Here is a 24,303-nt window from a genome sequence, read left to right on the forward strand (position 1 = left end):
CGCAATTCAAAACTTATTCCGTCAGCTCCGCTGAAGCGATGGCTTTAGCGGGACTGCCTATATTCTTATAAGCGCCGTCGCCCTTAAGGATAGCGAGCATCTTTGCTGAATCTTTTAGAAGCAGGTTGGCCTGGGCCAACTCTTTATCGTACTGGAAAGCCTGAACAACCTTACCCTTTTCGTAGTAATAGCGGCTGGCAATCTGCGTTTCCAGAATCCGTATGATCTCCGCCTTATGCGTCATGAGCTCCGTTTTCCTGGCCACCAGCATCTTCGCTTTCAGATCATCAAGCGACGATTTAACGGCGGCCAGCTTATCCTCCTTTTCCGCCTCATCACGCAGATCGCCTAACAATCGCTCCGTTTTCGACGTATACGAATAATCCTTATCCTCAAGCGAAGTCACAAACTCCGTATAGTCCGCGTCGGTGAGCTGAAACTCGGCTGCGGGCGCAATCGCTTTATGCTTCAGCTTGTACGCATTCGCGTAGTCAAAAAACAGGCTCTTACTTAATATCGATGTGGTAATGGGACTCAGTTTAGAAGCGTTCACCACCACGTCGGGATAGATACCGTTGCCATCATATACCGTTCTTCCAGCCCGGGTGTTAAATTTGGACAACAGCGAATCAGCAAAACGGTGCGTCGATCCGTCCGCATCCCTATGGGCATAGTCGACCGCCTGAATGCACCTGCCCGAAGGCGTAAAATATTTGGCCACAGTTACCTTCACCAGGCTGTTGTAAGGCAGGTTAAACGTCTGCTGAACCAGGCCCTTCCCATAGCTCCGCTGGCCTACAATAATGGCGCGGTCCAGATCCTGCAGCGCCCCGGCAACGATCTCCGATGCAGAAGCAGAATTTGGGCCGATCAACACAACCAGCGGCATCTGTGCAAAAAGCGGGTCAGACAAGGTATTGTATGCAAACGTCTTTTGCGGATTACGCCCTTTCTGGGTCACAACCAGCACGCCTTTACCGACAAACAGGTTGACGATCTTGACCGCCTCCTGCAATATACCTCCCCCGTTATACCTCAGGTCGAGCACCATGCCCTTAGGCTGCTGGCGACTAAGCTCCACAGCCGCCTCCCGTACCTCCTTTGCCGAATTCTCCAGAAACTTGTCGAGCCGTATATAAGCCACGTGATCGGCTGTCATGCCCGCATAGGCTACATTAGGCTGTTTGATCTCATCACGCACCACCGTTTTGTTTAACACAGCGCCATTTCTGATGATCAGCAGCTCGACCGGAGCACCTTTGGGTCCACGTAAAAGCTGACTGACCTGAGCCCTGTCCTTTCCCTTCACCTCACTATTGCTGATCTTCAGCAGCTGGTCGCCAGGCAGCAAGCCCTGCTTATGGGCCGGATAACCTTCCATTACCTCATTGATAAACAGCTTGCCCTCAATAAAAAGCGTACTGGCACCAATGCCCCCGTACTGCGTGCTCACATATTTCAGCTTATAATCTTCAATCTCCGATTCGGGCACATACTCCGTGTACGGGTCCAGGTCTTCCAGCATAGCATCTATGCCGGCTTTCATCAAATCTGAGGGATTAGTTTCGTCGACATAATTGATATTGATCTCCTTGTACAGCGCAGCAAAAACATCGAGATTTTTAGAGACCTGGAAAAGGTCCTCTTTAAACGACCAGCTGCCGACTGAAAAAGCGACCAGCGAAATAACCGCAGCTATCTTGTATTGTTTCTTCATCACACCTCCTAATTGCAATACAAAATAGTAATTTATTGCAGAAGATGCAATTACAATCTGTTTCCGTCCGGATCGGACAAGGCTTTCCTGATCGTAAACTCAATATACGTACGGTCTCTTTTTACAAGATCCATCAGCTGCTCGACCAGCTGATCCTCCTGTCCGGGAACAAAAACCAGGTCAGCGTTTGCCAGCTCGCGGTATTTACGTAAAAACTTTATTTTCACCTTTTGCCAGGACTCGGAGGTAAGTGTAAAATCTGCCATAGCACAAAAATAGAAAATTTATCGTAACCCGCACCGACATCCTAATAAGGGAAACTTATTTTGCCCATCGATACGGCAGGTATGCCGATCGCGGCCGAAAAGTCCTGCCCCTGGCCCACCAGTGTCTCATTGGCCAGCAAGGCAAACAGCGCAGCCTCCTTAGCATCCGGATCAAAACCAAGATCCTTTGTCGTGAAGAAATCACAACCCGGCAGCAAGGCGTGCAATCGTCTCACCAAAAGCGGATTGTGCATACCACCCCCACTCAAATAAATGGCCGGCCTGGGCTCACCGCCTGCCAGATCACTTTCCAAGAGACAGCGTTCCACAGCGGCCGCGATTGCCCGCGCAGTAAAGGCCGATAAAGTCGCCATCACATCCTCATTGCTTAGCTGTAATGTAGCTGAACCTTCCATAGCCTCTCTGAGCAGATCCAGATTAAACAGCTCCGGCCCCGTCGTTTTCGGGAAACCGGCCGCTAAAAACGGCGTGAGCATCAGTTCCCCGAGCAGACTTTCACTTACCTTGCCCCGACTAGCTACCGCTGCGTCGCGATCGAACGCCACACCATAATGCTGCTGCATAAACTGGTCCATCAGCGTGTTGCCCGGTCCTACATCGGTAGAAAACATAGGCTTCCCTGCGTCACCTGGCAAAAAAGTAAAGTTGGCAATACCGCCTATGTTGAGCATAAACCTCACTTCACCCGGTTCTGAAAACAGCAGATAATCGCCATAAACCGCAAGCGGTGCGCCCTCGCCACCGGCCGCCACATGCTTCTGCCTGAAATCACTGATCGTGATGATACCCGTGCGGACCGCAATGTGATCGCCGTCGCCAATCTGCAAGGTCGCGTCGGGATACTCCTCGAGCCCGTGCAACGAAGCAGGCGCATGAAAGATCGTCTGACCGTGACTGGCTATTACATCGACCTCACCGGCTTCGATGCCCCACAACTTGAGCGTATCCAGAATCATCCCGGCATGTGTAATTGCAATCTTTTCGTTCATCAGCGCAACCATCTGGAGGTCGACCGCCCTTTTCGAAAAAACCTGCTTTATTTCGGCCTTCAGTTCATCTGCATACGCTATGGTTGTAAACCGTTCAAGCTGCAGGGTGGTCGACAGTCCCGATCCGATTATGCGGCACAGCGCAATATCGAGGCCATCGAGCGAGGTACCCGACATCAGCCCGATAATGAGTCGCCCCGGCTTGTTTACAATCTCAAAAATTTTGGTCCAGTTGCGGTTCATCCAGTGGTATTTTCTTTTAAGCGCAGCGTGTTACTGTCATTGAACCAAAGATACTATATTCTACTTACCCGGACCGTAAGAAGATGCTATCTCGTGTCCACGAAATCTGGGATTAATCCGGGTTTTGTTCGGGAATAGTCCACAAAAGCTACCCTTTTTGCGAACAAGCCCCGGACTAATCCCGAAGAAATGTTGGACGAGTCATGTTGCGATTGCGGCCACATAGACTTATATTTACTGCTCCGTACACTTCTTAATATAATTAAATGGCACGATTAAACCTCCTGGAAGAGACGCGCTTCGAAAAACTACCCGTTTCTGTATTTGATACTCCCCAATCTGCATCGTTGCACGTTGCAAAACGCATCGCCGGGTTGATTAAGCGAAAGCAACAGCTGAATGAACAAGCGGTGCTTGGGCTGGCGACAGGCGCAACGCCTGTCGGCGTTTATGCCGAGCTGATCAGAATGCATAAGGAGGAAGGCTTGAGCTTCAGGAACGTTACTACGTTTAATCTGGACGAATACTACCCGATGCAGCCGAATGCGGCACAGAGCTATGTTTCGTTTATGAACGAGCAACTGTTTGACCATATTGATATCGACAAGCAGAACGTGCACATTCCTGACGGCACATTGGACCTGGAAAATATACCGGTTTTTTGTCTGGATTACGAGCGAAAGATCACCGAGGCTGGGGGACTTGACATACAAGTGCTGGGGATAGGACGTACGGGCCATATCGGTTTTAACGAGCCGGGCTCTGCACCCAATTCTGGTACGCGGCTGGTAACGCTCGACGACCTGACGCGCCGGGATGCGGCCCGCGATTTTGGAGGCAAGTCTTTTGTTCCTACCAAGGCGATAACCATGGGGATAGGCACCATTTTTAAGGCCCGGGAGATCATTCTGATGGCCTGGAACAAGAAAAAAGCGCCAATCATTAAAAAGGCGGTGGAGGGCGAAATCTCGAGTGAAGTGCCGGCGACCTATCTGCAACTATCGGAGCATGTAGAGTTTATTCTGGATCAGGATGCTGCTTCTATGCTGACGCGTTTTGATACGCCATGGCTGGTGAAAGACTGTGTCTGGGACGAGAAACTGACCCGTAAGGCAGTTATCTGGCTGGCCAATCATATAGGCAAGCCTGTTTTAAAGCTTACGGAAGATGATTATAACAATAACGGTATGGCCCAGCTGGCGGTCGACCGCGGCCCGGTGTATAACATCAACATCGACATTTTTAATAAACTGCAGCATACCATTACTGGCTGGCCGGGCGGCAAGCCGAATGCCGACGATTCGCAGCGTCCGGAGCGGGCCATGCCGGCCAAGAAACGTTCCATTATTTTCTCGCCGCATCCGGATGACGATGTGATCTCGATGGGCGGAACGTTTATCAGGTTGGTCGACCAGGGTCATGATGTGCACGTAGCCTATCAGACTTCGGGCAATACGGCGGTGTGGGACGATGATGTGCTTCGCTTTGTGGAGTTTAACATCGACTTCTCCGAAAAGATGGGCCATGAGCAGCCGGAGCTGAAAAAGATGTATCAGGATATGCGGGCATTTATGGAACTCAAACGGCCGAACCAAGTCGACACCCCAGAAATTCAGACGGTTAAGGGTCTGATCAGGAAGGGTGAGGCCATCGCCGGCGCGCGGTATTGCGGTCTGGACGATGATCATATTCATTTTATGGCCCTGCCTTTTTATGAAAGCGGCAAGAGTCATAAAAACCCGGTTACCGACCTAGACGTGGAGCTTACAATGAAGCTGCTGCAGCAGGTAAAACCGCATCAGGTATTCGCGGCGGGCGATTTTGAGGATCCGCACGGCACGCATATCGTTTGTTTCAATATTATTCTGCGTGCCTTGAGGCGTTTGGCAGAAACGGAAGATTGGGTAAAGGATTGCTGGCTCTGGATGTACCGCGGCGCATGGCAGGAGTTTGAAACCCACGAGATTGAAATGGCCGTACCGCTTAGTCCGCAAGAAGTTGAACGGAAAAAGTTTGCCATCTTTAAGCATCAGTCACAAAAAGACAAGGCGGTTTTCCCTGGCGATGATGCGCGGGAGTTCTGGAAACGCGCCGAAGATCGCAATCGCGAGACGGCGCAGGCTTATGACAACCTCGGACTGGCCGACTATGAGGCTATGGAGGCGTTTGTGCGTTTCCCTTTTTTATAGTCGCCGGAAAGGTGCTCTAATAAGCGGATATCACCTTGATTGGTAATTCTTTGACTGCCTTTTGTCACTTGTGGTAATAAAAGACTATTTTAGTCGCCTGACTAACTTTTATTACCATACATGAAAAGAAGATTTAAAGTCCTGTACCTGGGTTTTGCCGCGCTGGTAATGCTTGGCGCTCCGGTATTCGGGCAAAAAAAACCGGCGCAGCCTAAGAAAGCTGTCGCCACAACCAAAAAGGCATCCGCAGCTGCCGGACAGCAAACCGGAACGCCGATTCCGGTAGATCCGAACGTGAAGATCGGAAAGCTGCCGAACGGGCTAACTTATTACATCAGGAAGAACACGGAACCAAATAAGCGCGCCGAATTGTACCTGGCAAACCGTATTGGTTCGCTGATGGAGGAAGACGACCAGCAGGGCCTGGCGCACTTTACGGAGCACATGGCTTTTAACGGCACCAAAGATTTCCCTAAAAATGAGATGATTAACTACCTGCAGAAGGCAGGAGTGCGCTTTGGGGCCGACTTAAACGCGTACACTGGTTTCGACCGGACGGTTTATCAGTTGCCCATCCCGACAGACAGTGCCGAGCTGTTTAGAACAGGTGTTAAGATTTTGGCCAACTGGGCCGGTAAGATCGTTATGGAGGCCGAGGAGATTGATAAGGAGCGCGGCGTGATCATTGAAGAGGATCGTGCGCGGGGCAAAAACGCGCAGGAACGGATGAGCAAGCAGTTGCTTCCGGTGCTGCTAAAAGATTCGCGTTATGCAAACCGGCTTCCGATCGGTAAACTGGATATCCTGCAGACCTTTACACATGACAAAATCAGAAACTTTTACCGCGACTGGTACAGGCCAAACCTACAGGCGGTGATTGCTGTCGGCGATTTTGATGTCAACGAGGTGGAACAGCTGATTAAGGCGAATTTCTCGGAGCTGACCAATCCGGCAAACCCGAGGCCGCGACTAAAGTACGACCTGCCCGACAACAAGGAGCCGCTGGTTAAGATCATCACAGATCCGGAACAGCAGTATAATGTTGCCCAGGTTATCTACAAGCAGCGCGGCGGATCGATGAAGACATTGGCCGATTATAGGAAAAGCCTGATGTATTCGATGATCAACAGTATGCTGCGTTCGCGTTTGCAGGAGATCCTTCAGAAAGACAATGCGCCTTTTATCGATGTGCAAACCAGCTATGGCCCATATCAGGGCGGTTTGGTACCGGGCATTATGGCCCTGCAGACTGGTGTAGCCTCTTCATCGGGTGCTACGCTTGAGACGGCTGTAAAAGCGGCCCTGGCAGAGAATGTGCGCGCCAGCAAATTCGGCTTCCTGCAATCGGAGCTGGATGTTGCCCGAAAGAACATCCTAGCCAGTTCGGAGAAACAGTTTAGGGAGAAAGACAAGACCTCTTCATCGGCTTTTGTACAGCAATACCTGAATCACTTTCTTACAGAGGCGCCGATTCCTTCTATTGAGTACATGTACACGCAAACTGCAAAGCTGATGGAACAGATCACGCTGGCTGATGTGAATAAGCTGGCTGCAACGTTGATTACCGACGATAACCAGCTTGTTATTGTTCAGGCGCCGGAAAAGGACAAGGCTACATTGCCGACGGCCAACCAGCTTTTGGCTGCGGTGAAGAATGCGGGCGCCGGTGTTACGGCTTATGTTGACAATGCGGTCGACAAACCGCTTATCGCGAACATGCCCGCTGCCGGAAAGGTGGTTGGGGAAAGCAAGATCGCGGCAATTGACGCGACCGAGCTGACGTTGAGCAATGGCATTAAGGTGTTGTTAAAACGTACTGATTTTAAGAACGACCAGATCTTATTGTATTCTTTCGGTAAAGGCGGAACATCTTTGGCCAGCGATGCCGAACTGGAATCGGCCGGCGCGGTGGGACTGATCCCGCAAAGCGGTGTAGGGCCGTTTAACCCGACGCAACTGGGTAAGTTCTTAGCTGGCAACACGGGTCGCGCCGGCGCTTATGTGGGCGATCTTTATCAGGGTTTCAGCGGAAGCAGTTCTCCAAAGGACATCGAAACTGCTTTTCAGATGATCTATGCTTACGCTACCACGCCAAGGAAAGACCCGGAAATATTTAACAAGGCTATCAGCGACTATAAGGTTACGCTGAGCAACAAGAACAGTGATCCGGAAAGTGTGTTTGGCGATACAGTGCAGGCGGTGCTGTCGTCGTACCATAAAAGGGCTATGCCAACCGAGCTGTCTGACCTCGAGAAGATATCGCTCGACAAAGCTTTTGCTTTTTATAAGGCCCGTTTCGCTGATCTGGGTGAGCAAACATTTGTGATCGTTGGCGCCTTTGACATGAACACCATCAAGCCCCTTATTGAAAAGTATATCGCCAGTTTGCCAACAACTCCTGCTGTGCAGGATTTTAAAGACCACGGCATCCGTCCGCCTAAAGGCAAGGTGAGCAAGACCGTTTACAAAGGCCTGGAAGATAAAGCGGAAGTACGTCTGTACCTGCATGGCGATTATGACTATGCGAAGGCGACCAATACGCAGCTTCAGGCACTGAAGGCTGCTCTGGAAATTAAGGTACTGGAGCGCCTGAGAGAGAAGGAAAGTGGTGTTTATTCGCCTAGCGTGGGCTTAAGCCTGTCGAAAGAGCCCAATGCGCATTACTATTTTAGCATCTCGTTTAGCTGCGCACCGGCAAATGTGGAGAAGCTGATTGATGCTTCGTTGGATGAGGTGGCTAAAATCCGCGCCAATGGAGCTTCATCTGAAGACATCAGTAAGTTCAAATCTGAGGAGCAACGCCAGATGGAGCTCAGCGTGCGCGACAATAACTTTTGGCTCAATTACATAGTGAATCGCGTGAAGAACGGCGAACCGATGGACCAACTGCAAGGCTTTAAGCAGTCGCTCGAAGCTGTAAGTGCGGAAAGTACAAAGGCTGCGGCGCAGCAATACCTGACAGGAGAAAATTTTATCCGCCTGGTATTGATGCCTCAGAAATAAGCTTCGTTTAGCGTTATGCAGACTTATGAAAGGCCGCTTCTTTTCAGGAGGCGGCCTTTTTTAATTTAGTTGGCAGATGTTACGCCTTTGGCCTGAACACCGACCGGTCCGCTCGGTTCGCTCTCGTTCTTTAGCCTGTCGAGCGCTGTAACCAGGTAGTTGTACCTCTTGCCGGGTTCTATCTCGGTATCGATAAACGAGGTGAAGTCATTAAAGCTTATCTTTAGGATGTGCTTAGCTTCAAGAATGTCGATTTTGTCGCCCTCTTCAAAGCGGTAAATAACATATCCTGAAGCTGTCTCCCCGTCTTCTGCCTTAAGCGGATGCTTCCATTTGAGGTGTACCCCGTCGTTCATGGCATCGGCAATGAGCTCTTGCGGCTGATTGGGCACAACATCGTCGAGCCATGGCATTTGAGGCGGCAATGCCGGGTACTGGTACAAATTCTGCCTCAAAGAATCGGCCGTGCCCCGAGCGACGGTTGCCAGCGACTTAGAACTAAAGAATACACTGCCCTGCACGCGGTTGTTGTTTCTCAGATAGCGGATCTGGTTGGGTATCTGGTTTGGCTGCCGCCATGCAGCTTCCATCTTTTGGTTTACTAGGTAGGCTGCCTGACCGATATAGAGATGTCTGCCGTAGGTATTGTTGCTCCACCAGTCGACCAGCGTACCAAAAGGCGCTGCACTGCGGGTAAAGCTGAAGTAAATCTGCGGATTGATATAGTCGACCCAGCCTTCGCGCACCCATTTTCTGGAATCGGCGAACAGGGCGCCGTAGTTGGACAGTCCGTTGGTGGCCGATCCTTCAGGATCTTCGCTTCTGTTGCGCCAGATGCCGAATGGACTGATGCCGAACTTGACGTGCTTTTTATAATGGTGTATACTGTCGCCCAGCTGCTTGATGAGTCTATCTACGTTGTTTCTCCTCCAGTCGCCAATCTCTGCAAACTCACCTCCATACTGCTGAAAGGTTTTGCTATCGTCGATCCGCTGCCCCGAGACGGGATAAGGATAGAAATAGTCATCGAAATGGATACCGTCTACATCGTAGCCTTTAACCACGTCGAGGATCACCTGTACGATATATTCCCTTACCTCGGGTATGCCGGGATCGAACTGCTTTTTGCCGGCATAGGTGAAGAACCATTCAGGACGTTTGCGGGCCATGTGGTTCTCGTGCAAAGCTGCACCCGGACTCATCGACGCCCGGTAAGGATTGAACCAGGCATGCAGTTCCATTCCACGAAAGTGCGCTTCCTTGATGGCAAACTCTAGTGGGTCGTAACCTGGTGCTGGCGCGATGCCTTGTCTCCCCATGAGCCACTGGCTCCAGGGCTCCCTGGATTTTGCGTAGAATGCATCGGCCGCAGGCCGCACCTGCAGCACAATTGCGTTCATGCCATTCGCATGATGCTGCTCCAGGATGCCTATGAGCTCCTGCTTTTGTTTGTCGACGCTCAGCCCGGGCTTCGAGGGCCAGTCGATATTAGCTACCGTGGCCACCCACACACCTCTGAACTCGCGCTTTGGAGCAGTTTTTGATGTGGTTTGCGCGAATAGAGAGATTTGGACTGAGAAAAGTAGCGCAAGCCCGTAAATAATATGTTTTAGCATGCTGTATTGGTTCTCTGCTTGTGAATATAGTTTCATTTGTTGTGTTTTGTGGACTGTGTGTATCCGTAACCCTTAGCAAGTAAACGATTTTTTCGAAAGACTTATACAAAATTGTGCGTTTTTTTTACTTTAGTTGATTCGGCGCACAGCCATTGCTAGTGGATATTGTATTAATTATTGATTGATGTTGAACCAGAACGATACTATAAATAAAGGTGACCGTAATAAAATCTATTTTCTGGTAGTCGTCATTATCGCGCTGCTCGGCACAAACGCTTACCTCTTCTTTGAGGGCAAGCAGGAGAATGAGCGGTATGTGAGCATAAACACCGAAAAAGACCGTCTGCAGCTTGAGGTGGAAAAGATTGAAGTGGAACTGGACAGGCTTAACGAACTTAATGTTCAGCTTAGTGACAAGCTGGTTAACGAACAATCGCAGGCCAGAGAAAAGATCGCGGAACTGAAGGCCGCTCTTCAGAAGGCGGAGTTAACTAAGGCCGAACTGGAGACGGTGCAGGGAGAGGTTAGGAATCTCAGAGACTTTGTGCGCCAGCACAATGAACGCATCATTCTTTTGGAACGGGAAAACGCCTCGCTGAAAAATGAGGTGGACGTACTTAAAGAGACGGCTAGCCTGGCAGAGCAGCAGGCAAAGTCGCTTGCCGAAAAAAACACTGAACTGAATGCAAAGGTGCGTGCAAGTTCGGCGCTCAAGGCGTCAAACGTATCGGTTACGGCTTATCGCGTAAAGAGCAACGGACGGAACATTGAAGTGAGCCGGGCCAGCACGGCGAAAAAGCTGAGCGTGAGGTTTTCCATAGTTCCAAATGCCCTTGCAGAAAAAAACTATCACAAGATTTACTTGCGGGTGTTTGACCCGGCGGGCAACCTTATCGCGAATGAGAACAACATGTTTGAAGCGGAAGGAGAAGATATGCAATACAGCACGTCGACCTCCATATCTTACAACGACGACAATACAAGTTACACCATGGATTGGGTTAATCCGAACCCCTTTATGAAAGGCACCTATACGGTGATCATCTATTCAGACGGTTATACCATGGGCCGGTCGGAAATTGAACTACGATAGCGGGAAAGTGAGGTAAAAGGTCGTTCCGACACCATCAAAAGATTTAAAGGCTATACTTCCTCCGGCGTTTTCAATAGCTTGTTTTACAAAGGCGAGCCCCAATCCGGTACCAGACGACTTGGTGGTGAAGTTGGGCACGAATATCTTATCCTGAAGCCCGGTATCTATACCCTTGCCATTATCGTCGACCTCGATGTAGACGTTCTGCTGATCGCTTTTTACCAGAACTTGAATGCGACATGCCTCATTTGGTCTTGCAGCCTCAATTGCATTCTTAAAGAGGTTGTTGAAACTTCGAAGCAACTGGCCCTTATCGCCGATGACCACAACGTCCCTGCCTGCATGGTTGCGGATCAGTATTTCAACGTTGGAGGTGTTTGTAAATACATCTCTGGCCTGACCGATCACAGGCAGCAGCGAAAGCCGTTCCAGTTTGGTGTCGGGCATTTTAGCGAAATTCGAAAACTCGGACGCAATAGTAGATAAACTGTCGATTTGCTCAATAAAGGATTTGTTGAAGCGCTCGAACTTCTGTTCGAAGTTGGGATCGTTTTCCCGCCAAGATTTTTCCAGAAGTTGGACGCCCAGTTTTAAAGGCGTTAGCGGATTCTTTATCTCGTGTGCAACCTGTTTCGCCATTTCCCGCCAGGCGCTTTCACGCTCGGATCGCGCAAGCTTAGCCGCGCTTTCCTCAAGTGCGGCGATCATTTTGTTGTATTCTTTAATGAGCGAGCCGATTTCGTCGTGCCGATGCCATACAATCGGCTGGTTTCGTTGTCCGAGCTTGGTTTGCTTGATGCTTTCCTGAATAAAGGTAAGCGGAGCCGTGATCTGGTTCGCAAGAAAGACGGCGAGTATACCAATGCCGACAAACACAAGCGCATAAATATTGATGAGCAGGTTGATGAACACGCCGATCTTGTTCTGATAGTCGGCCTCGTTTGCATAGTAGGGTACGTTGATGTAGGCGACTGTGCGGTTTTGTCCATCGCGGATCGGTGCATAACCGGAGGCATAAGTAAACATGCCGACCTTCTCAGCGGGGTTGATGTATTCCGACCTTTGCAACTGACTTAGATGTATGAAGGCCCGCGAACCCATACGGCGGTTGATAATACCGAGGTCAAACATTCGCGGCAGGGATGTGAAGATCAATTGTCCATCGGTATCAAAAAGATTCAGATAAGAGGCGTTGATATCGGCAAACTGATTAAAGTCATTAACCGCTTTATCGCTCGGGTATGGTATGCCCGTACTCACAATCTGCCGCTCATATGACTCCTGTACTTTGCGCACCTTTTCTTTGATAACGTCTTCTTGTTGTATGCGGTAAACTTTACGCATATAGAAGTAGGTTGTCCAGCCGACAATGAGTAAGGTAGCCACTACGGAAAGTATAATCGAAAACTGTATTCGGGTTTTATATAAGATCTTGTTTGCATTGATCATTAAGGATCGGTTGATGTTGAACCAGCCCGTCCAGCTTTCATCGATATTCTTTAGGAGCCAGATCAGGATGTATAAGGTGATCGAAAAAAGAATGAACACCAACAGAAAGAATGATAGTGTAGCAAGACGGGTGATATAAGAAACGTTCTCGCGACTGATCACGACTACCTTGGAGGCACCGGGTGAATAGATCAGGTGCGAATAATTTGCGCTGTCTGCGGTGAACTCAATTCCTGGCTGATTATCGATCAGATTGTAATTTGTAAGTTTGTAAGTGTATTTGCCCGACTGGCTTTCCAGCTTACCGTCTTTGTAGAATGCTATAGAGTAATTTGCATAATCATCATCGCTGCCCGAACTGCGGTCCAGCAGTATCTCCGGAACCTGACCCCTGAAGTTATAGGGCTGCGTCTTGAGCTCGACAACAAGGGTGCCGAGGAACCTTTCGTCTTCTATGACAGGAATGATGCCAAAATAATGCTGGTACCCGAAAGCGTTATTTATTTTGTAAAAGAAATCGGATTCCTGCAGCTTGACTGAGCCGGACTGCACCATATTCTTAAAATAACCAAGTTTCGTGACCCGATCGCCATTCATCGGCAGTCCGGCATGATTGTAGGCATAAATATCGAATTCAAACTTTGGCAGGTACGTTTCGAGGTATTGGCGATTGATGTGCTTCCTAAGTTCAGCACCGCTGCTGAGGGCAGGCTGTTTGAAGTAATGCAGCACAAAGCTGTTGCCGAGCACGGCCTTTTCAAGACTACTGATTGCGCTGATTGTTTTGAAGTCTTCCGCATCTTCCAGTCTTTGCGCAATTGTGATCCGGCTAGTCCGTTCCTTTTCTTCGGTAAACTTCAGGTATTTTACAGAGGAGATAAACGCAAGACAAAAAAACAGCGCCGCAAAGATTCCTATTGAGAATTTCGCTCCGCGCTGATAGAAGTTCCAGCCCATGATGAATATAAATAGGGCATAGGCAATAAAAAAGACACTGAATTCGCTGAACATCCGATAGAGCAGATAAACAAGGAATAAGGTCAGGAACAGTACAAGCCGGTCTCTGTTAGATACCTTGAGTTGCAAGGTCTGCTGCATAAAGATTTGCGCAACCAAGTAGGTATTGAACCACACGAGGCACAAAATAACGATACTGACCCAGGTGATCCAGCCCAAATTGATGATATTTGTAATGTCGAAGTTGATCTTGGAGTTGATGATAAGTCCGAAAAACACCTGATCAAACAAATAGGCGAGTGCAGCAAAAGCGATAAGAAAAAAACCGTGTATAATAAGACCAACACTCCGGTTGTTTTGAAGCCAGTCTGGCGTTCGGTATTTCTCCGTATGCGTGTACATAAACAGAACAATCCAGGTTATGGCAATCACGTTTAACAGGAAATCACCCAGTGAGGGCATAAAAAAGCTTTCCGCATACACGTTCGGGCTGAAGATCAGCAGATCAAACTGCCGATTAAACCAACCGTATTCCAGGTCGCTGATCCGAACGGCCATGAAAAAACACATCAACAGCAACGTTCCGCCAACCGGATAACCTTTTTTTACCAGCCAACCGCAAAACGAATTAACAAACAGGCAGAAGCTAAATATGCCAATGATCCACAGCCACAGTTCAATGGTTGAATAGATGCTTTTGGAATAATTCGGCTTGAGCTTTACTTCGAAAAAGAGTTTACCCTCCAGATTGTGAACCCCGTAAACCTGCTTGTCGGTGAACACGGCCAGTTCAAGAGCATTAGTTTCCGATAGCAGGGGCGATATCTGGTTACTCAGATATTCGTTCTGAACCGGGTAATTTGTCCTGATCTCGATCAGGAAAATGATGTCATAAGCCCCGGAGGTTTTTTTGATCAACTCGTACCAGCCGTTAGACAACTGCACAAAGGATGAGCCTTCGCGAATGAATTCAGGGTTTGGAGGAATCGCCTTAAATGAGCTCCAGAACCTTAACCGTCCGTCTTTATATGTAAGGATGTTAATGCCCTGATCACGATAGTTGTTGATAAAATTGAGCGCATAGGCTTCGTTCAGGTGATAACGTTTGGCGCTTTCGACCTGTCTGGCGCTCAACAAAAAATTGTGGATGATCTCCTCTTTCTCCTTCAGGCTGTTTTGAAGCTTGGATGCCTCATATTTCAATAGTTCTTCCTTGGAGATAGAGTGCTTAAGCGAAATAGCTGTAACAATACAGCAGGCACCCAGTATCAATAATAGAAATCTGATGTTACCTGCTATACTCATCGCTATGTCATTGAATCAGGATCTGTCGAACAATTAGGCTGTTGCCGAAGCTGTTTGCACCTCTTTGCTCACCTTTTTAACCAGGCCTTGCAGCACATTTCCAGGGCCAACTTCAATAAATTCGTTCGCACCATCTGCAATCATCTGCTCAATTGTCTGAGTCCACTTTACGGCACCTGTAAGTTGCGTAATCAGGTTTTCTTTAATTCTTTGAGGGTCGGTATTGGCTACCGGGTCAACATTCTGATAAATGGGGCAAACTGGCTTTAAAATTGGCACTAGCTCTATGGCCTGCTGCAGCTCGCGTCTGGCAGGCTCCATCAGCGGAGAGTGGAAGGCGCCTCCTACATTCAGTTTCAATGCACGCTTTGCACCGGCTTCGGTCAGTTTCTGACATGCGAGGTCTACACCGGCTATGCTGCCCGAAATAACGATTTGCCCGGGACAGTTGTAATTTGCCGCTACGACTACTTCATCTATTTCATCACAAACCTGCTCAACAACATTATTTGCAAGCCCAAGGATGGCTGCCATTGTGGATGGCTCCAGTTCACAAGCTTTCTGCATTGCGTTGGCCCTGGTAATGACCAGTCTAAGCCCGTCCTCAAAAGACAATGCCGACGCAGCAACCAATGCCGAGAATTCGCCCAGAGAGTGACCCGCCACCATATCTGGCTTAAAACGCTCGCCCAAAGTCCTGGCGAGGATCACAGAGTGAAGAAAGATTGCCGGCTGGGTGACCTTGGTCTGCTTCAATTCTTCATCTGTTCCCGAGAACATTATATCGCTAATCCGGAAGCCGCTAATGTCATTTGCCCTCTCGAACATCTCTCTCGCTTGAGGCTGCTCATACAGCGCTTTGCCCATGCCTGAAAATTGGGCGCCCTGCCCGGGAAAAATATATGCTTTCATAATGTCGTATGCTTCTTAATGTAAATTTGCTGTAATCAGCCTTAAAAATTCCGCCCTGGTTTTATCTTTGGCAAACTCGCCGGTAAAAGCGGAGGTCGTGGTTACGGAATTCTGCTTCTGTATACCCCGCATGGCCATACACAGGTGTTTGCACTCAATAACTACGGCTACGCCCGCCGGCAGCAGCGTTTCTTGTATACAATCCCGTATTTCGTTGGTAAGGCGTTCCTGCACTTGCAGACGGCGTGCAAAGGCGTCAACAATGCGGGGAATCTTGCTTAAGCCAACAATGTGTCCGTTTGGAATGTAAGCCACATGCGCTTTTCCGAAAAATGGAAGCATGTGGTGTTCGCACATGGAGAAAACTTCGATGTCTTTGACGACAACCATCTGGCTGTAATCTTCACGGAACATTGCTCCCCTAAGGATCTCAGCCGGATTAAGGTCGTAACCGTGTGTAAGATATTGGAGTGCCTTCGCAACTCGTTCGGGCGTCTTCACAAGTCCCTCCCGATCGGGGTTTTCTCCGAGTTGTTCCAGAATATCTTTATAATGATTAGCAACCGAAGCTATCTTGCCTTCGTTATAACGGTCAATTTTAATGTACCCGTCTTCTTGCTCGTCAAAATGGTCTGTATGACTGTTCATATCGATCTGATTAGCCGAAATACTCAACAAAGTTGTTTTCGGTTTCATGAATTTTGATGGCATGCAACTGCGCGCCTGAATCATTAATTAGGGGTGCCAATATATCCCAGACAGCGATGGCGAGATTTTCAGTCGAAGCAAGCTTTCCCTGCATAAAATCTACGTCCATGTTTAGGTTTTTGTGGTCGATTTTGTCCACTACATGTGCGTTAACGACGTCCTTAAGCCACTTCAGGTCGACTAAAAAGCCAGTTTCAGGATTCACCTCCCCCTTTACTGTTACAAACAGCTGATAATTGTGTCCATGCCAGTTGGGATTAGCGCACTTTCCAAAAACTTCCGTATTTTTATCGTCCGTCCAGTCGGGCCTGGATAATTTGTGAGCCGCGTTAAAGGAAGCTTTCCTCGTTATATATATCATGGTACTTATATTATTTGCAAATATACGCAGAAAGCTTAAAGTAGAAAGGTTTAACGAAAGTTACGCAGTCCCGAAAATGTCATGATCACGATGAAAACGCTTATAATTGCTGCAACGCGGGCTGAAATAGCGCCACTTTATAAACACTTCAAATTAGCGGAGGCGAACTTTGTCCAAACGCCGGCTTTCGACCTTCTGATCAGTGGCGTAGGTATGACAGCGACAGCTTTTGCACTTGGGCAGCGTCTTAACCTCAGCTATAACCTTGTTGTCAACCTGGGCATCGCCGGATGCTTTGACCGATCCATTCCCCTTGGCAGCGTGCTGAACATTATTGCTGATGAATTTTCTGAATTAGGCGCTGAGAATGGCGACGGCTTTTTATCGATAGACGAGCTTGGTTTTGGTCGCTCAAGAATCCCGGCCCGAGTCCCTGCTGATACGCCGTTTGTTGCCGCATTAAAAGAAGTCAGGGGCATAACGGTCAACTCTGTACATGGCCGGGCAGACAGCATAGCAGAGGTAACGAATCGCCTTAGTCCGGTAACAGAAAGTATGGAAGGTGCGGCAGTGTTTTATTGCTGCAACGAACTTTCCCTGCCATGCATCCAGATCCGTAGCGTTTCTAATTATGTTGAGGAGCGAAACAGTTCCAATTGGGACATCGGGCTTGCGATCCGAAACCTGAATACCTGGGCGATTGATTATTTGACAAATCGCTAACCGATAACTTTCCCGAGCTGAGTACTTTTAGGTTATGAAACTTACTTTAGGCTTTTCCCCGTGTCCGAATGACACCTTTATATTTGACGCCCTTATCCATCAAAAGATAGATACGGAAGGTCTGGAGTTTGACGTCAGCTTCGACGACGTGGAAACTTTAAATCATAAAGCATTCAAGGGAGACCTGCATATCACCAAATTAAGTTTTCATGCGTTTGCCTATGTATATGAGAATTATGTCCTGCTTGACGCGGGAAGCGCGTTGGGTTTTGGTGTAGGGCCAATGCTGATTGCTAAAGACGAGCAGCTTGTGGGGCGGCTAAACGATCTGCACCCGGATTTGAGAATTGGTATTCCCGGAAAATATACGACAGCAAACTTCCTTCTGAATATTGCCTTTCCCCATTTAAGCAATAAGCGCGAATTGATTTTTTCAAGCATTGAGCCCGCACTGCTAAGCGGAGAAATTGACCTCGGCCTCATTATCCATGAGAACCGGTTTACGTACCAAGAGAAGGGATTGCACAAAATCATCGACCTGGGGAATTACTGGGAAGAGCTTACCGGCTGTGCAATTCCGCTTGGCGGCATTGTTATACGTCGTGACGTGGACCCCAAGATTCAGCACAAGGTAAACCGGCTTATAAGGAGGTCCGTCGAATTCGCGTTTGAGCACCCAAAATCGGGGCTTTCCTTCATTAAATCTCATGCGCAGGAAATGAGTGAGGCAGTCATGTACAAGCACATTGACCTTTATGTGAATAAGTACAGCGCCCATTTGGGCATTGAGGGAAGAAGGGCCATCGATACCCTGTTTAATTTGGCACAGAAGAAGGGGATATTGCAACCCCTGAGCAAAAGTCTGTTCTTAACGTCGTAAAACCACTAGCGACAAGGGCCTTCGGGAATTTCTTTTGTGATTTTAAGAAGCTTTGTAACGACCATAGTCGAGTCGAAGTCGGCCGACACGACTAAGCTGTCAGACTTGATCAACCGGCATTCTACCTCGATATAAACAGGCTCGTAAGGTTTCTCAAAATTGAAGTTGCTGTACGCCAGCTCAAGTGTTTTTGCACTATCAGCCACCCAATACTCTTGCCCACCCTCGCAATCGGTGAAAGATTTTATCTCAGGTCCATAGCTGTAAAGTCCTTTAGCAATCTTAACAGCATCGCTCGCCCGCTCGGAAGTACTACTTCCATTACATGCGCTCAGACCGAACACGACAGCAAACAGTATGAAAATTTTTATATGATCCTGCATATATCTACAGATCTTTATTTAAGTAATTTATCCTCTTAACGCTTAGATTAGCTGACAAAGCTGATGCCACAAAAGAAAACACACCAACAGTCAGGAAAACAAGCACAAAATCCATTGCTTTGAACGCTACCGGATATGCATTAGCAATCACGAGGTTTTCCTGCGACATCTTAAAGAACCCAAATTGTTTCTGCAGGAAACAGAATGCAAAGCCTAACGCAAGACCGCCGATGCATCCGGTCATGGTAATCATCATGCCTTCAAGGAAGAATATTCGTTTGATCAGCTTTTTTCCGGCACCCAGACTGCTCAATATGGCTATATCTTTGAGTTTATCAATGACAAGCATAGTCATAGATCCGATAATATTAAAAATAGCGATAATCAGGATAAACGTAAGAATGATATAAACCGCCCATTTCTCGCTGCCTAGAATATTGTAAAGAACTTTGTTTTGTTCAATTCGGTCTTTTACCTCAAATCTGTCGCCAATTGAGTCTTTTATAGTTTTCTTGAAGCTATCAATGTCTGCTCCTGGAACCAAGTTGATTTCAATTGACGAGACCCTACTAGGCTCGTCGAACAGTTGCCGCGCAAAAGCAAGTGGTACAATAGCTACGTTATCGAAGTCCTGCTGCACTTCGAAAACACCACCCACGGGAATGCCAAGCATATTAAAGTCATCTGCTGGATTTAAAGCATTTCCTTTGCTGCCTTTTTTTGGAGAAAACACTTGCAACTCGTTAAACGGATCAGAAATATTTACCATCAGGTATGTCTGTATGGCTGAGCCTATCAACACGCGGTATCCGCTCCTATTTTCAAGGACGAACTGACCCTCAATTGTTATGCTGTCAAGACTCTCATTTTTTAGATAGTCCCCACTTACGCCTTTGATCATACTTACAGACTGCTTGTCATTATATTTTAGAAGCGCATTTTCTGAAAGCACTTCCGTGTAAGAGTATATCGATTCGTCTGCCCGCAGCGCGTTAAAGTAGGGCATCTTCGGATCAAAACTCTTTCCCTGTTGCGGCGAAATCATTATATGCGGGCTCAACGTGTTGAACATTTTGAGTACCACCTCTTCAAAGCCATTGAAAACCGACAGTATGACAATCAGTGCAGCACTTCCGACAAACACTCCAACCATCGAGATGGCCGAGATTACGTTTATCGCATTCGTTGCCTTCTTAGAAAAAAGGTAGCGCCTGGCTATGTAAAATGAAGTATTCAATTGCAGTAACAGTTAAACATGCTATCTAAGGAAAGGATTATGTTGTTTCTCGAAGCCGATTGTTGTCGACGGCCCATGTCCAGGGTAAACCTTACAGTCCTCAGGTAATACTAAAAGGCCCTCTCTTATACTGGTAATCAGTTGGCTGTAATTTCCTCCAGGTAGGTCGGTGCGACCGATGCTACCATAAAACAATACATCACCACCAATTAAAAACGCTTCTTTTGACGCATAAAAACAAATATGACCAGGAGAATGACCAGGCGCAAATATTACCTCTAACCTACTGCTTCCAAAGCTGACGAGATCACCCGTTACCAGAAAGGTTTCGGGCTGTGGCGACAAGTCGTATTGCAGACCCATTTGAGTCAGGTAGCCAGGTATAGCATGCAAAACGACTAGTTCCCCCTCGTGGAACTGCGGTTTGAGCCCCCAGTTATCATACACAAACCGGTTGCCGAAAACATGGTCGTAGTGACAGTGTGTATTTAACAATGCGACAGGTTTCAACCTCTTGTCTTTTATAAACCGGACAAACTCGTTCTGCTCCGACGAGTCGTACATACCAGGGTCAATGATTACACATTCGCCCGTCTCGTCAAACAAAACGTACGTATTTTCCTGCACCGGATTAAACGTGAAACTATGTATTGTTATCATTTGCTAAGTATTATTTCCATTTAAAAGTCTCGATCAACCTGTCGATATCCACCCTTATAAACTCCACTACGGGTTGTATCGAATCGAATTGCGGCCGTTCACTAAAATATAGGGCGCCCCTGAAATAGTGTTTTGCGCTGTCGGTCAGGAAAAACTGTATGGACGACGCCGTATTACCTTCTATCGCATAATATATGCCATATACCCGTTTGTCGGGATAATTAATTAACTTTTGATCGATTGCATTCGCTTTGACCGTGTGCTTGAAGGCGAACGTCCGAGCGTCTTCAGCGAGACTTTCAAATTCCGCCTTTGATGTCACGTCGTAATAAGTCAGATGCAATCGTCCATTAAACCTCGAGAACACCAGATTATACCAACACGGCCTATCCCTGCTGTCAGCCTCTACCGACCCGTATACCGGATAATCAAAGGTAAAAGCACAGCCCTGATCAAACTGGCGGTACTGCTTTTTCGGAAATTCAATATTAAAGTAACCGCGCGGCTTCGGGGAATAATCTTCACCCCAACAGGATGCGAACAATATAATGACAACCAAAGTTCTGCCTATGCGCCTGATCATAGGTTCCAGATATGCCAGGACCGTTCCGCTTGGAGATAGAGCATCTCCAACCCATTCTTTGTCTTCCCCGAACGCTCACGTACCTTTCTTAAAAAGGTGGTTTCCTCAGGATTATACACCAGGTCGTAAGCTAGATGTTCCGGGGTAAGCGCCTCGTATGGAAAAAGCGGATAGGTTTCATAATCGGGCGACATCCCTAGCGGCGTGGTGTTTATGAGTACTGTGTATTCAGCGAGCAGTACCGGATTGAGCTGCTCATAGGGAATTGTTTTGTCTGAAAGCCTTCTACTAACTACCAGAAAAGGGATTTTCAGCTTCTTCAATACATACTTGACCGCCTTGGCGGCGCCCCCGTCACCAAAGATCAATGCCTTCCTGTGATGGTGCTCCAATAAAGGTAACAGTGACTGTTCGAAACCGTACGCGTCCGTATTATATCCTTTCAGGAAGAGCGCGTCGGCGCAGCGGTCGACAGAAATGCAATTCACCGCGCCAATCTCAAGTGCAGCTTCGTCCACTTCCGTCAAAAATGGCATAACATCCAGCTTGTAGGGAATTGTCACGTTGATGCCCTCAAGCGTTGTGTTTTCAGCCAGCAACGCGGGAAGCATTCCGATCTCCCGGATCGGATACAACTCGTAACTGCATCCAGCGATCTGTTCTTTCTGAAACTTCTCCGTAAAAAACTTCTTCGAGAAAGAATGTGATAATGGGAAGCCGATCAAACCAAATTTTCTCATATCAGGAAGATTATTTAGAGTCCAAACGCTAAATCTCCGAAAGATTAAGAAAGTGATCAAATGTATCGCCTCTTAAACCCAACCGGATTGTTTCAAGAGGAATCACTTCTGCCGGAGCTATATTGCCTAGGTTCACATTCGATCCAAGCAGTTTGATAAACCAAACCTGTTGCTCTTTCTGCGGCGCCTCCCAAATGATCGCTTCCTCCGGTATCTGGGTGAGGATCTCATCAACCAGCCCCTCTCTCACTTCGCCAGAGCCCCGGTAAATGCCTACATTTCCACCTTCCCGGGCCTCAGCGATTACTTTCCAGGATCCTGCATCTATCTCAGCCTGCATCAGCTTAATCCATTTGTAGGGTGCAAAAATCTTAGCGGCATCTTTTGAGCCAACTTCAGATATCACGGTAACCTGGTCTGACAGTTTACTAATATACTCACACTTAAGCTCGTGTTCAATCGTTATAGACCCATCCGACACTTCAACGTATTCCATCTGAAACTCATCAAGCACCCGGCGGTAGTCGTCGAACTGGTTCCTTATGATAAAAGCTTCGAAGAGCGTACCACCGAAATACGTAGGAATACCAGCAGATTTATATATCGCAAGTTTTTCCTTCAGTTTAGGCGTAACGAACGAAGTTGCCCAACCGAGCTTCACGATATCAGTATGTACACCAGCGATATCAATGAAATCTTCAGTTTGTCTCATGCTGAGCCCCTTATCCATGACCATAGTAATCCCTTTGTTCCGGGGCTTAACGGGTCTGTCAGGTAAATTATTCAACGGGTAATTCATATTGATCACAAAGGTGAAAAAAAATGTACAGTTTTATTGCCAATGACCAATAAAACTGTCCGCTTTTATTTCAAATAGCGGTTAATCACTTCTAGGATCGAGCCATTCTCCTGTAATTGCGGCAGGTATTCAAAAAGTATATGATGCTTATCAGGGTCTGTTTTCAGAGCGGTTTCCAGAAATAGCAAGGCGTCGTTCTTTTCCCCCATAGCAAACAGATAGGCTACCATCCGGTAATATAGTTCGGCCGCGTCCGGGTTGTTTTTTACCGCCTCTGAAATAGCTTCTGAAGCCTCCAATAGCTTGCCCTGCTCATATAATACGGTCGAATAATCAAGCCAGGCTTCCACATCAACCGGGTTGTATTCAAGTACTTTGTTATAGGCGTCTATCGATTGGTCTATCTGTCCGAGCTTATAGTACGCATCGGCCATTGCAAACCAGAAATCCGGATTTTCTCCATCAAGCTCAAGCGCCTTTTTATAAAAGTGTAGCGATTCAAAGTAACGTCCCTCAAAATTCAGCGTAACGCCTATCCCGAACCAGGCATCGGCCATGTTAGCATCGAGCTTAACGGACTTCTTGTAATAGGCACGTGCCTCATCCATGTTTTCAAGCTTCTCATAACATTCGCCGATTGCGCAATAGGTTTCGGCATTTGGCTTTTCATACTCAAAGGTCTGTTTGTAAACCCCTATCGCTTCGGTGAACCTGTCGAGCTGCACCAATGCATTTCCCTTATTATAGTAAGCTGATGCGAAATTATCCTTGATTAAGATGGCATAGTCGTACGCATCAATAGCCTTTTCGAACATATCAAGTTTATGATAAGAATTCGCCAGATTATACCAGGCTGCATAAGAATAAGGATCGTTATCTATGTATTCCTGATAGAACTGTATGCTCTCCTCCTGTTTGTCCAGAATATCATAACAAAACGCGAGCTCATACAGCCCATCCTTATTTTCCATGTTTTGTTCAAGACTGCGCTTGATATAGGTTATTGCATTTTCATAATCAAGCATGTTTTGGTACACATAAGATATCTGAAGGAGAATTTCATCGGTGGTCTCGGCAAAATCAAGGGCCTTCTGAAAGTTATCCAACGCTTCCGAGTAACGTTCCAGATTGTTGTAGATATTTCCTCTTAAGATGTAAATCTCGGCTTCTGAAGCCTCCAGCATTTCGGCCTTCTCCAGCGCAAGGAAGGCAAGTTCAGTCTGTTCAGTCAGATAAAACAGCTGCGCCTGCTTTACAAGAAATCCTGCTGCATAGGGATGCTGGTTTACCGCGTATTCTGTAACCTGCAAAGCCTTTACCGGGTCATTTTTCTCAATATAATAGTCTATGATGTGCTCAAAAGCATGCGCGTCAAAGAAATACTGGTCATGATTCCGGATCATTTCCTCATACCGTTCTACTGAACGCTGTGTATCATCATTATGATCAAAATAAAACTCCTCTTCCAT

20 protein-coding genes are annotated in these 24,303 nt (G+C 47.5%); 5 read left to right on the top strand and 15 right to left on the bottom strand.

Annotated features, from left to right (window positions below; translation table 11 throughout):
* Nucleotides 1–13: 13 nt before the first annotated feature.
* From QEP07_RS10180 to QEP07_RS10190, 3 genes are read right to left on the bottom strand one after another with little or no spacing between them, the layout of a single operon-like run.
* Nucleotides 14–1,717, bottom strand: a complete 1,704-nt coding sequence (locus QEP07_RS10180; protein ID WP_285009980.1) for a S41 family peptidase — start codon at nucleotides 1,715–1,717, stop codon at nucleotides 14–16.
* 50 nt (nucleotides 1,718–1,767) lie between these two features.
* The gene (locus tag QEP07_RS10185; RefSeq protein ID WP_256003048.1) at nucleotides 1,768–1,983 is read right to left on the bottom strand and encodes a hypothetical protein; all 216 of its coding nucleotides are present in this window, start codon (nucleotides 1,981–1,983) and stop codon (nucleotides 1,768–1,770) included.
* A gap of 41 nt (nucleotides 1,984–2,024) precedes the next feature.
* Complete coding sequence (locus tag QEP07_RS10190) at nucleotides 2,025–3,236, bottom strand: anhydro-N-acetylmuramic acid kinase (RefSeq protein ID WP_285009981.1); 1,212 nt, start codon at nucleotides 3,234–3,236, stop codon at nucleotides 2,025–2,027.
* Between the two features lie 266 nt (nucleotides 3,237–3,502).
* On the opposite strand from QEP07_RS10190, the gene nagB reads away from it, so the two are divergent.
* Nucleotides 3,503–5,425, top strand: coding sequence for a glucosamine-6-phosphate deaminase (nagB, locus tag QEP07_RS10195; RefSeq protein ID WP_285009982.1), 1,923 nt, complete (start codon nucleotides 3,503–3,505; stop codon nucleotides 5,423–5,425).
* A 120-nt stretch (nucleotides 5,426–5,545) separates the two neighbouring features.
* A complete protein-coding gene (locus QEP07_RS10200) occupies nucleotides 5,546–8,428 on the top strand; it encodes a M16 family metallopeptidase (protein ID WP_285009983.1) in 2,883 nt (960 codons plus the stop codon).
* A gap of 65 nt (nucleotides 8,429–8,493) precedes the next feature.
* Here the strand turns inward: QEP07_RS10200 and QEP07_RS10205 are convergent, their stop codons facing one another.
* Nucleotides 8,494–10,080 (bottom strand): glycoside hydrolase family 10-like protein, encoded by a 1,587-nt coding sequence (locus QEP07_RS10205; protein ID WP_285009985.1) that lies wholly within the window; start codon nucleotides 10,078–10,080, stop codon nucleotides 8,494–8,496.
* Between the two features lie 148 nt (nucleotides 10,081–10,228).
* Here QEP07_RS10205 and QEP07_RS10210 point away from each other — a divergent pair, with 148 nt between their 5' ends.
* Nucleotides 10,229–11,137, top strand: coding sequence for a coiled-coil domain-containing protein (locus tag QEP07_RS10210; RefSeq protein ID WP_285009986.1), 909 nt, complete (start codon nucleotides 10,229–10,231; stop codon nucleotides 11,135–11,137).
* Here the strand turns inward: QEP07_RS10210 and QEP07_RS10215 are convergent.
* Genes QEP07_RS10215 through QEP07_RS10230 form a run of 4 tightly spaced genes read right to left on the bottom strand, consistent with a single transcriptional unit; the run spans nucleotide 11,129 to nucleotide 16,829 of the window.
* Nucleotides 11,129–14,848, bottom strand: coding sequence for a sensor histidine kinase (locus QEP07_RS10215; RefSeq protein WP_285009987.1), 3,720 nt, complete (start codon nucleotides 14,846–14,848; stop codon nucleotides 11,129–11,131). The two genes, QEP07_RS10210 and QEP07_RS10215, sit on opposite strands and share 9 nt — an antisense overlap.
* A gap of 33 nt (nucleotides 14,849–14,881) precedes the next feature.
* A complete protein-coding gene (gene fabD / locus QEP07_RS10220; protein ID WP_285009989.1) occupies nucleotides 14,882–15,760 on the bottom strand; it encodes an ACP S-malonyltransferase in 879 nt (292 codons plus the stop codon).
* Between the two features lie 15 nt (nucleotides 15,761–15,775).
* On the bottom strand, nucleotides 15,776–16,408 hold the full coding sequence (folE, locus tag QEP07_RS10225; RefSeq protein ID WP_256003037.1) for a GTP cyclohydrolase I FolE: 633 nt from the start codon (nucleotides 16,406–16,408) through the stop codon (nucleotides 15,776–15,778).
* Nucleotides 16,409–16,418: 10 nt separating this feature from the next.
* A complete protein-coding gene (locus QEP07_RS10230) occupies nucleotides 16,419–16,829 on the bottom strand; it encodes a 6-pyruvoyl trahydropterin synthase family protein (RefSeq protein WP_256003034.1) in 411 nt (136 codons plus the stop codon).
* 90 nt (nucleotides 16,830–16,919) lie between these two features.
* Here QEP07_RS10230 and mqnB point away from each other — a divergent pair, with 90 nt between their 5' ends.
* Together mqnB and QEP07_RS10240 are read left to right on the top strand one after the other, a co-directional pair.
* The gene (gene mqnB, locus QEP07_RS10235; RefSeq protein WP_256003032.1) at nucleotides 16,920–17,552 is read left to right on the top strand and encodes a futalosine hydrolase; all 633 of its coding nucleotides are present in this window, start codon (nucleotides 16,920–16,922) and stop codon (nucleotides 17,550–17,552) included.
* A 34-nt stretch (nucleotides 17,553–17,586) separates the two neighbouring features.
* Nucleotides 17,587–18,432 (top strand): menaquinone biosynthesis family protein, encoded by an 846-nt coding sequence (locus QEP07_RS10240; protein WP_285009990.1) that lies wholly within the window; start codon nucleotides 17,587–17,589, stop codon nucleotides 18,430–18,432.
* 5 nt (nucleotides 18,433–18,437) lie between these two features.
* Here QEP07_RS10240 and QEP07_RS10245 read toward each other — a convergent pair whose 3' ends face one another.
* The 7 genes from QEP07_RS10245 to QEP07_RS10275 form a co-directional block, all read right to left on the bottom strand.
* Entirely contained in the window at nucleotides 18,438–18,815 is a 378-nt protein-coding gene (locus QEP07_RS10245) for a hypothetical protein (protein WP_285009992.1), read from the bottom strand.
* A gap of 4 nt (nucleotides 18,816–18,819) precedes the next feature.
* Nucleotides 18,820–20,052 carry an ABC transporter permease gene (locus QEP07_RS10250; protein ID WP_285009994.1) on the bottom strand — a complete coding sequence of 411 codons (1,233 nt, stop codon included), beginning with the start codon at nucleotides 20,050–20,052 and terminating at the stop codon, nucleotides 18,820–18,822.
* Between the two features lie 21 nt (nucleotides 20,053–20,073).
* Nucleotides 20,074–20,712, bottom strand: coding sequence for an MBL fold metallo-hydrolase (locus QEP07_RS10255; RefSeq protein ID WP_285009995.1), 639 nt, complete (start codon nucleotides 20,710–20,712; stop codon nucleotides 20,074–20,076).
* Nucleotides 20,713–20,722: 10 nt separating this feature from the next.
* On the bottom strand, nucleotides 20,723–21,295 hold the full coding sequence (gene gldD, locus QEP07_RS10260) for a gliding motility lipoprotein GldD (RefSeq protein WP_285009997.1): 573 nt from the start codon (nucleotides 21,293–21,295) through the stop codon (nucleotides 20,723–20,725).
* Entirely contained in the window at nucleotides 21,292–22,035 is a 744-nt protein-coding gene (locus QEP07_RS10265) for a shikimate dehydrogenase family protein (RefSeq protein ID WP_285009998.1), read from the bottom strand. Before QEP07_RS10265 ends, gldD begins: the two co-directional genes overlap by 4 nt.
* Nucleotides 22,036–22,063: 28 nt before the next feature.
* Nucleotides 22,064–22,834, bottom strand: coding sequence for a phosphosulfolactate synthase (locus QEP07_RS10270; RefSeq protein ID WP_256003015.1), 771 nt, complete (start codon nucleotides 22,832–22,834; stop codon nucleotides 22,064–22,066).
* Nucleotides 22,835–22,899: 65 nt separating this feature from the next.
* Nucleotides 22,900–24,303 carry a tetratricopeptide repeat protein gene (locus QEP07_RS10275; protein ID WP_285010000.1) on the bottom strand — a complete coding sequence of 468 codons (1,404 nt, stop codon included), beginning with the start codon at nucleotides 24,301–24,303 and terminating at the stop codon, nucleotides 22,900–22,902.

The sequence above is a fragment of the Pedobacter faecalis genome (genome assembly GCF_030182585.1).
GTDB classification, from domain to species: domain Bacteria; phylum Bacteroidota; class Bacteroidia; order Sphingobacteriales; family Sphingobacteriaceae; genus Pedobacter; species Pedobacter faecalis.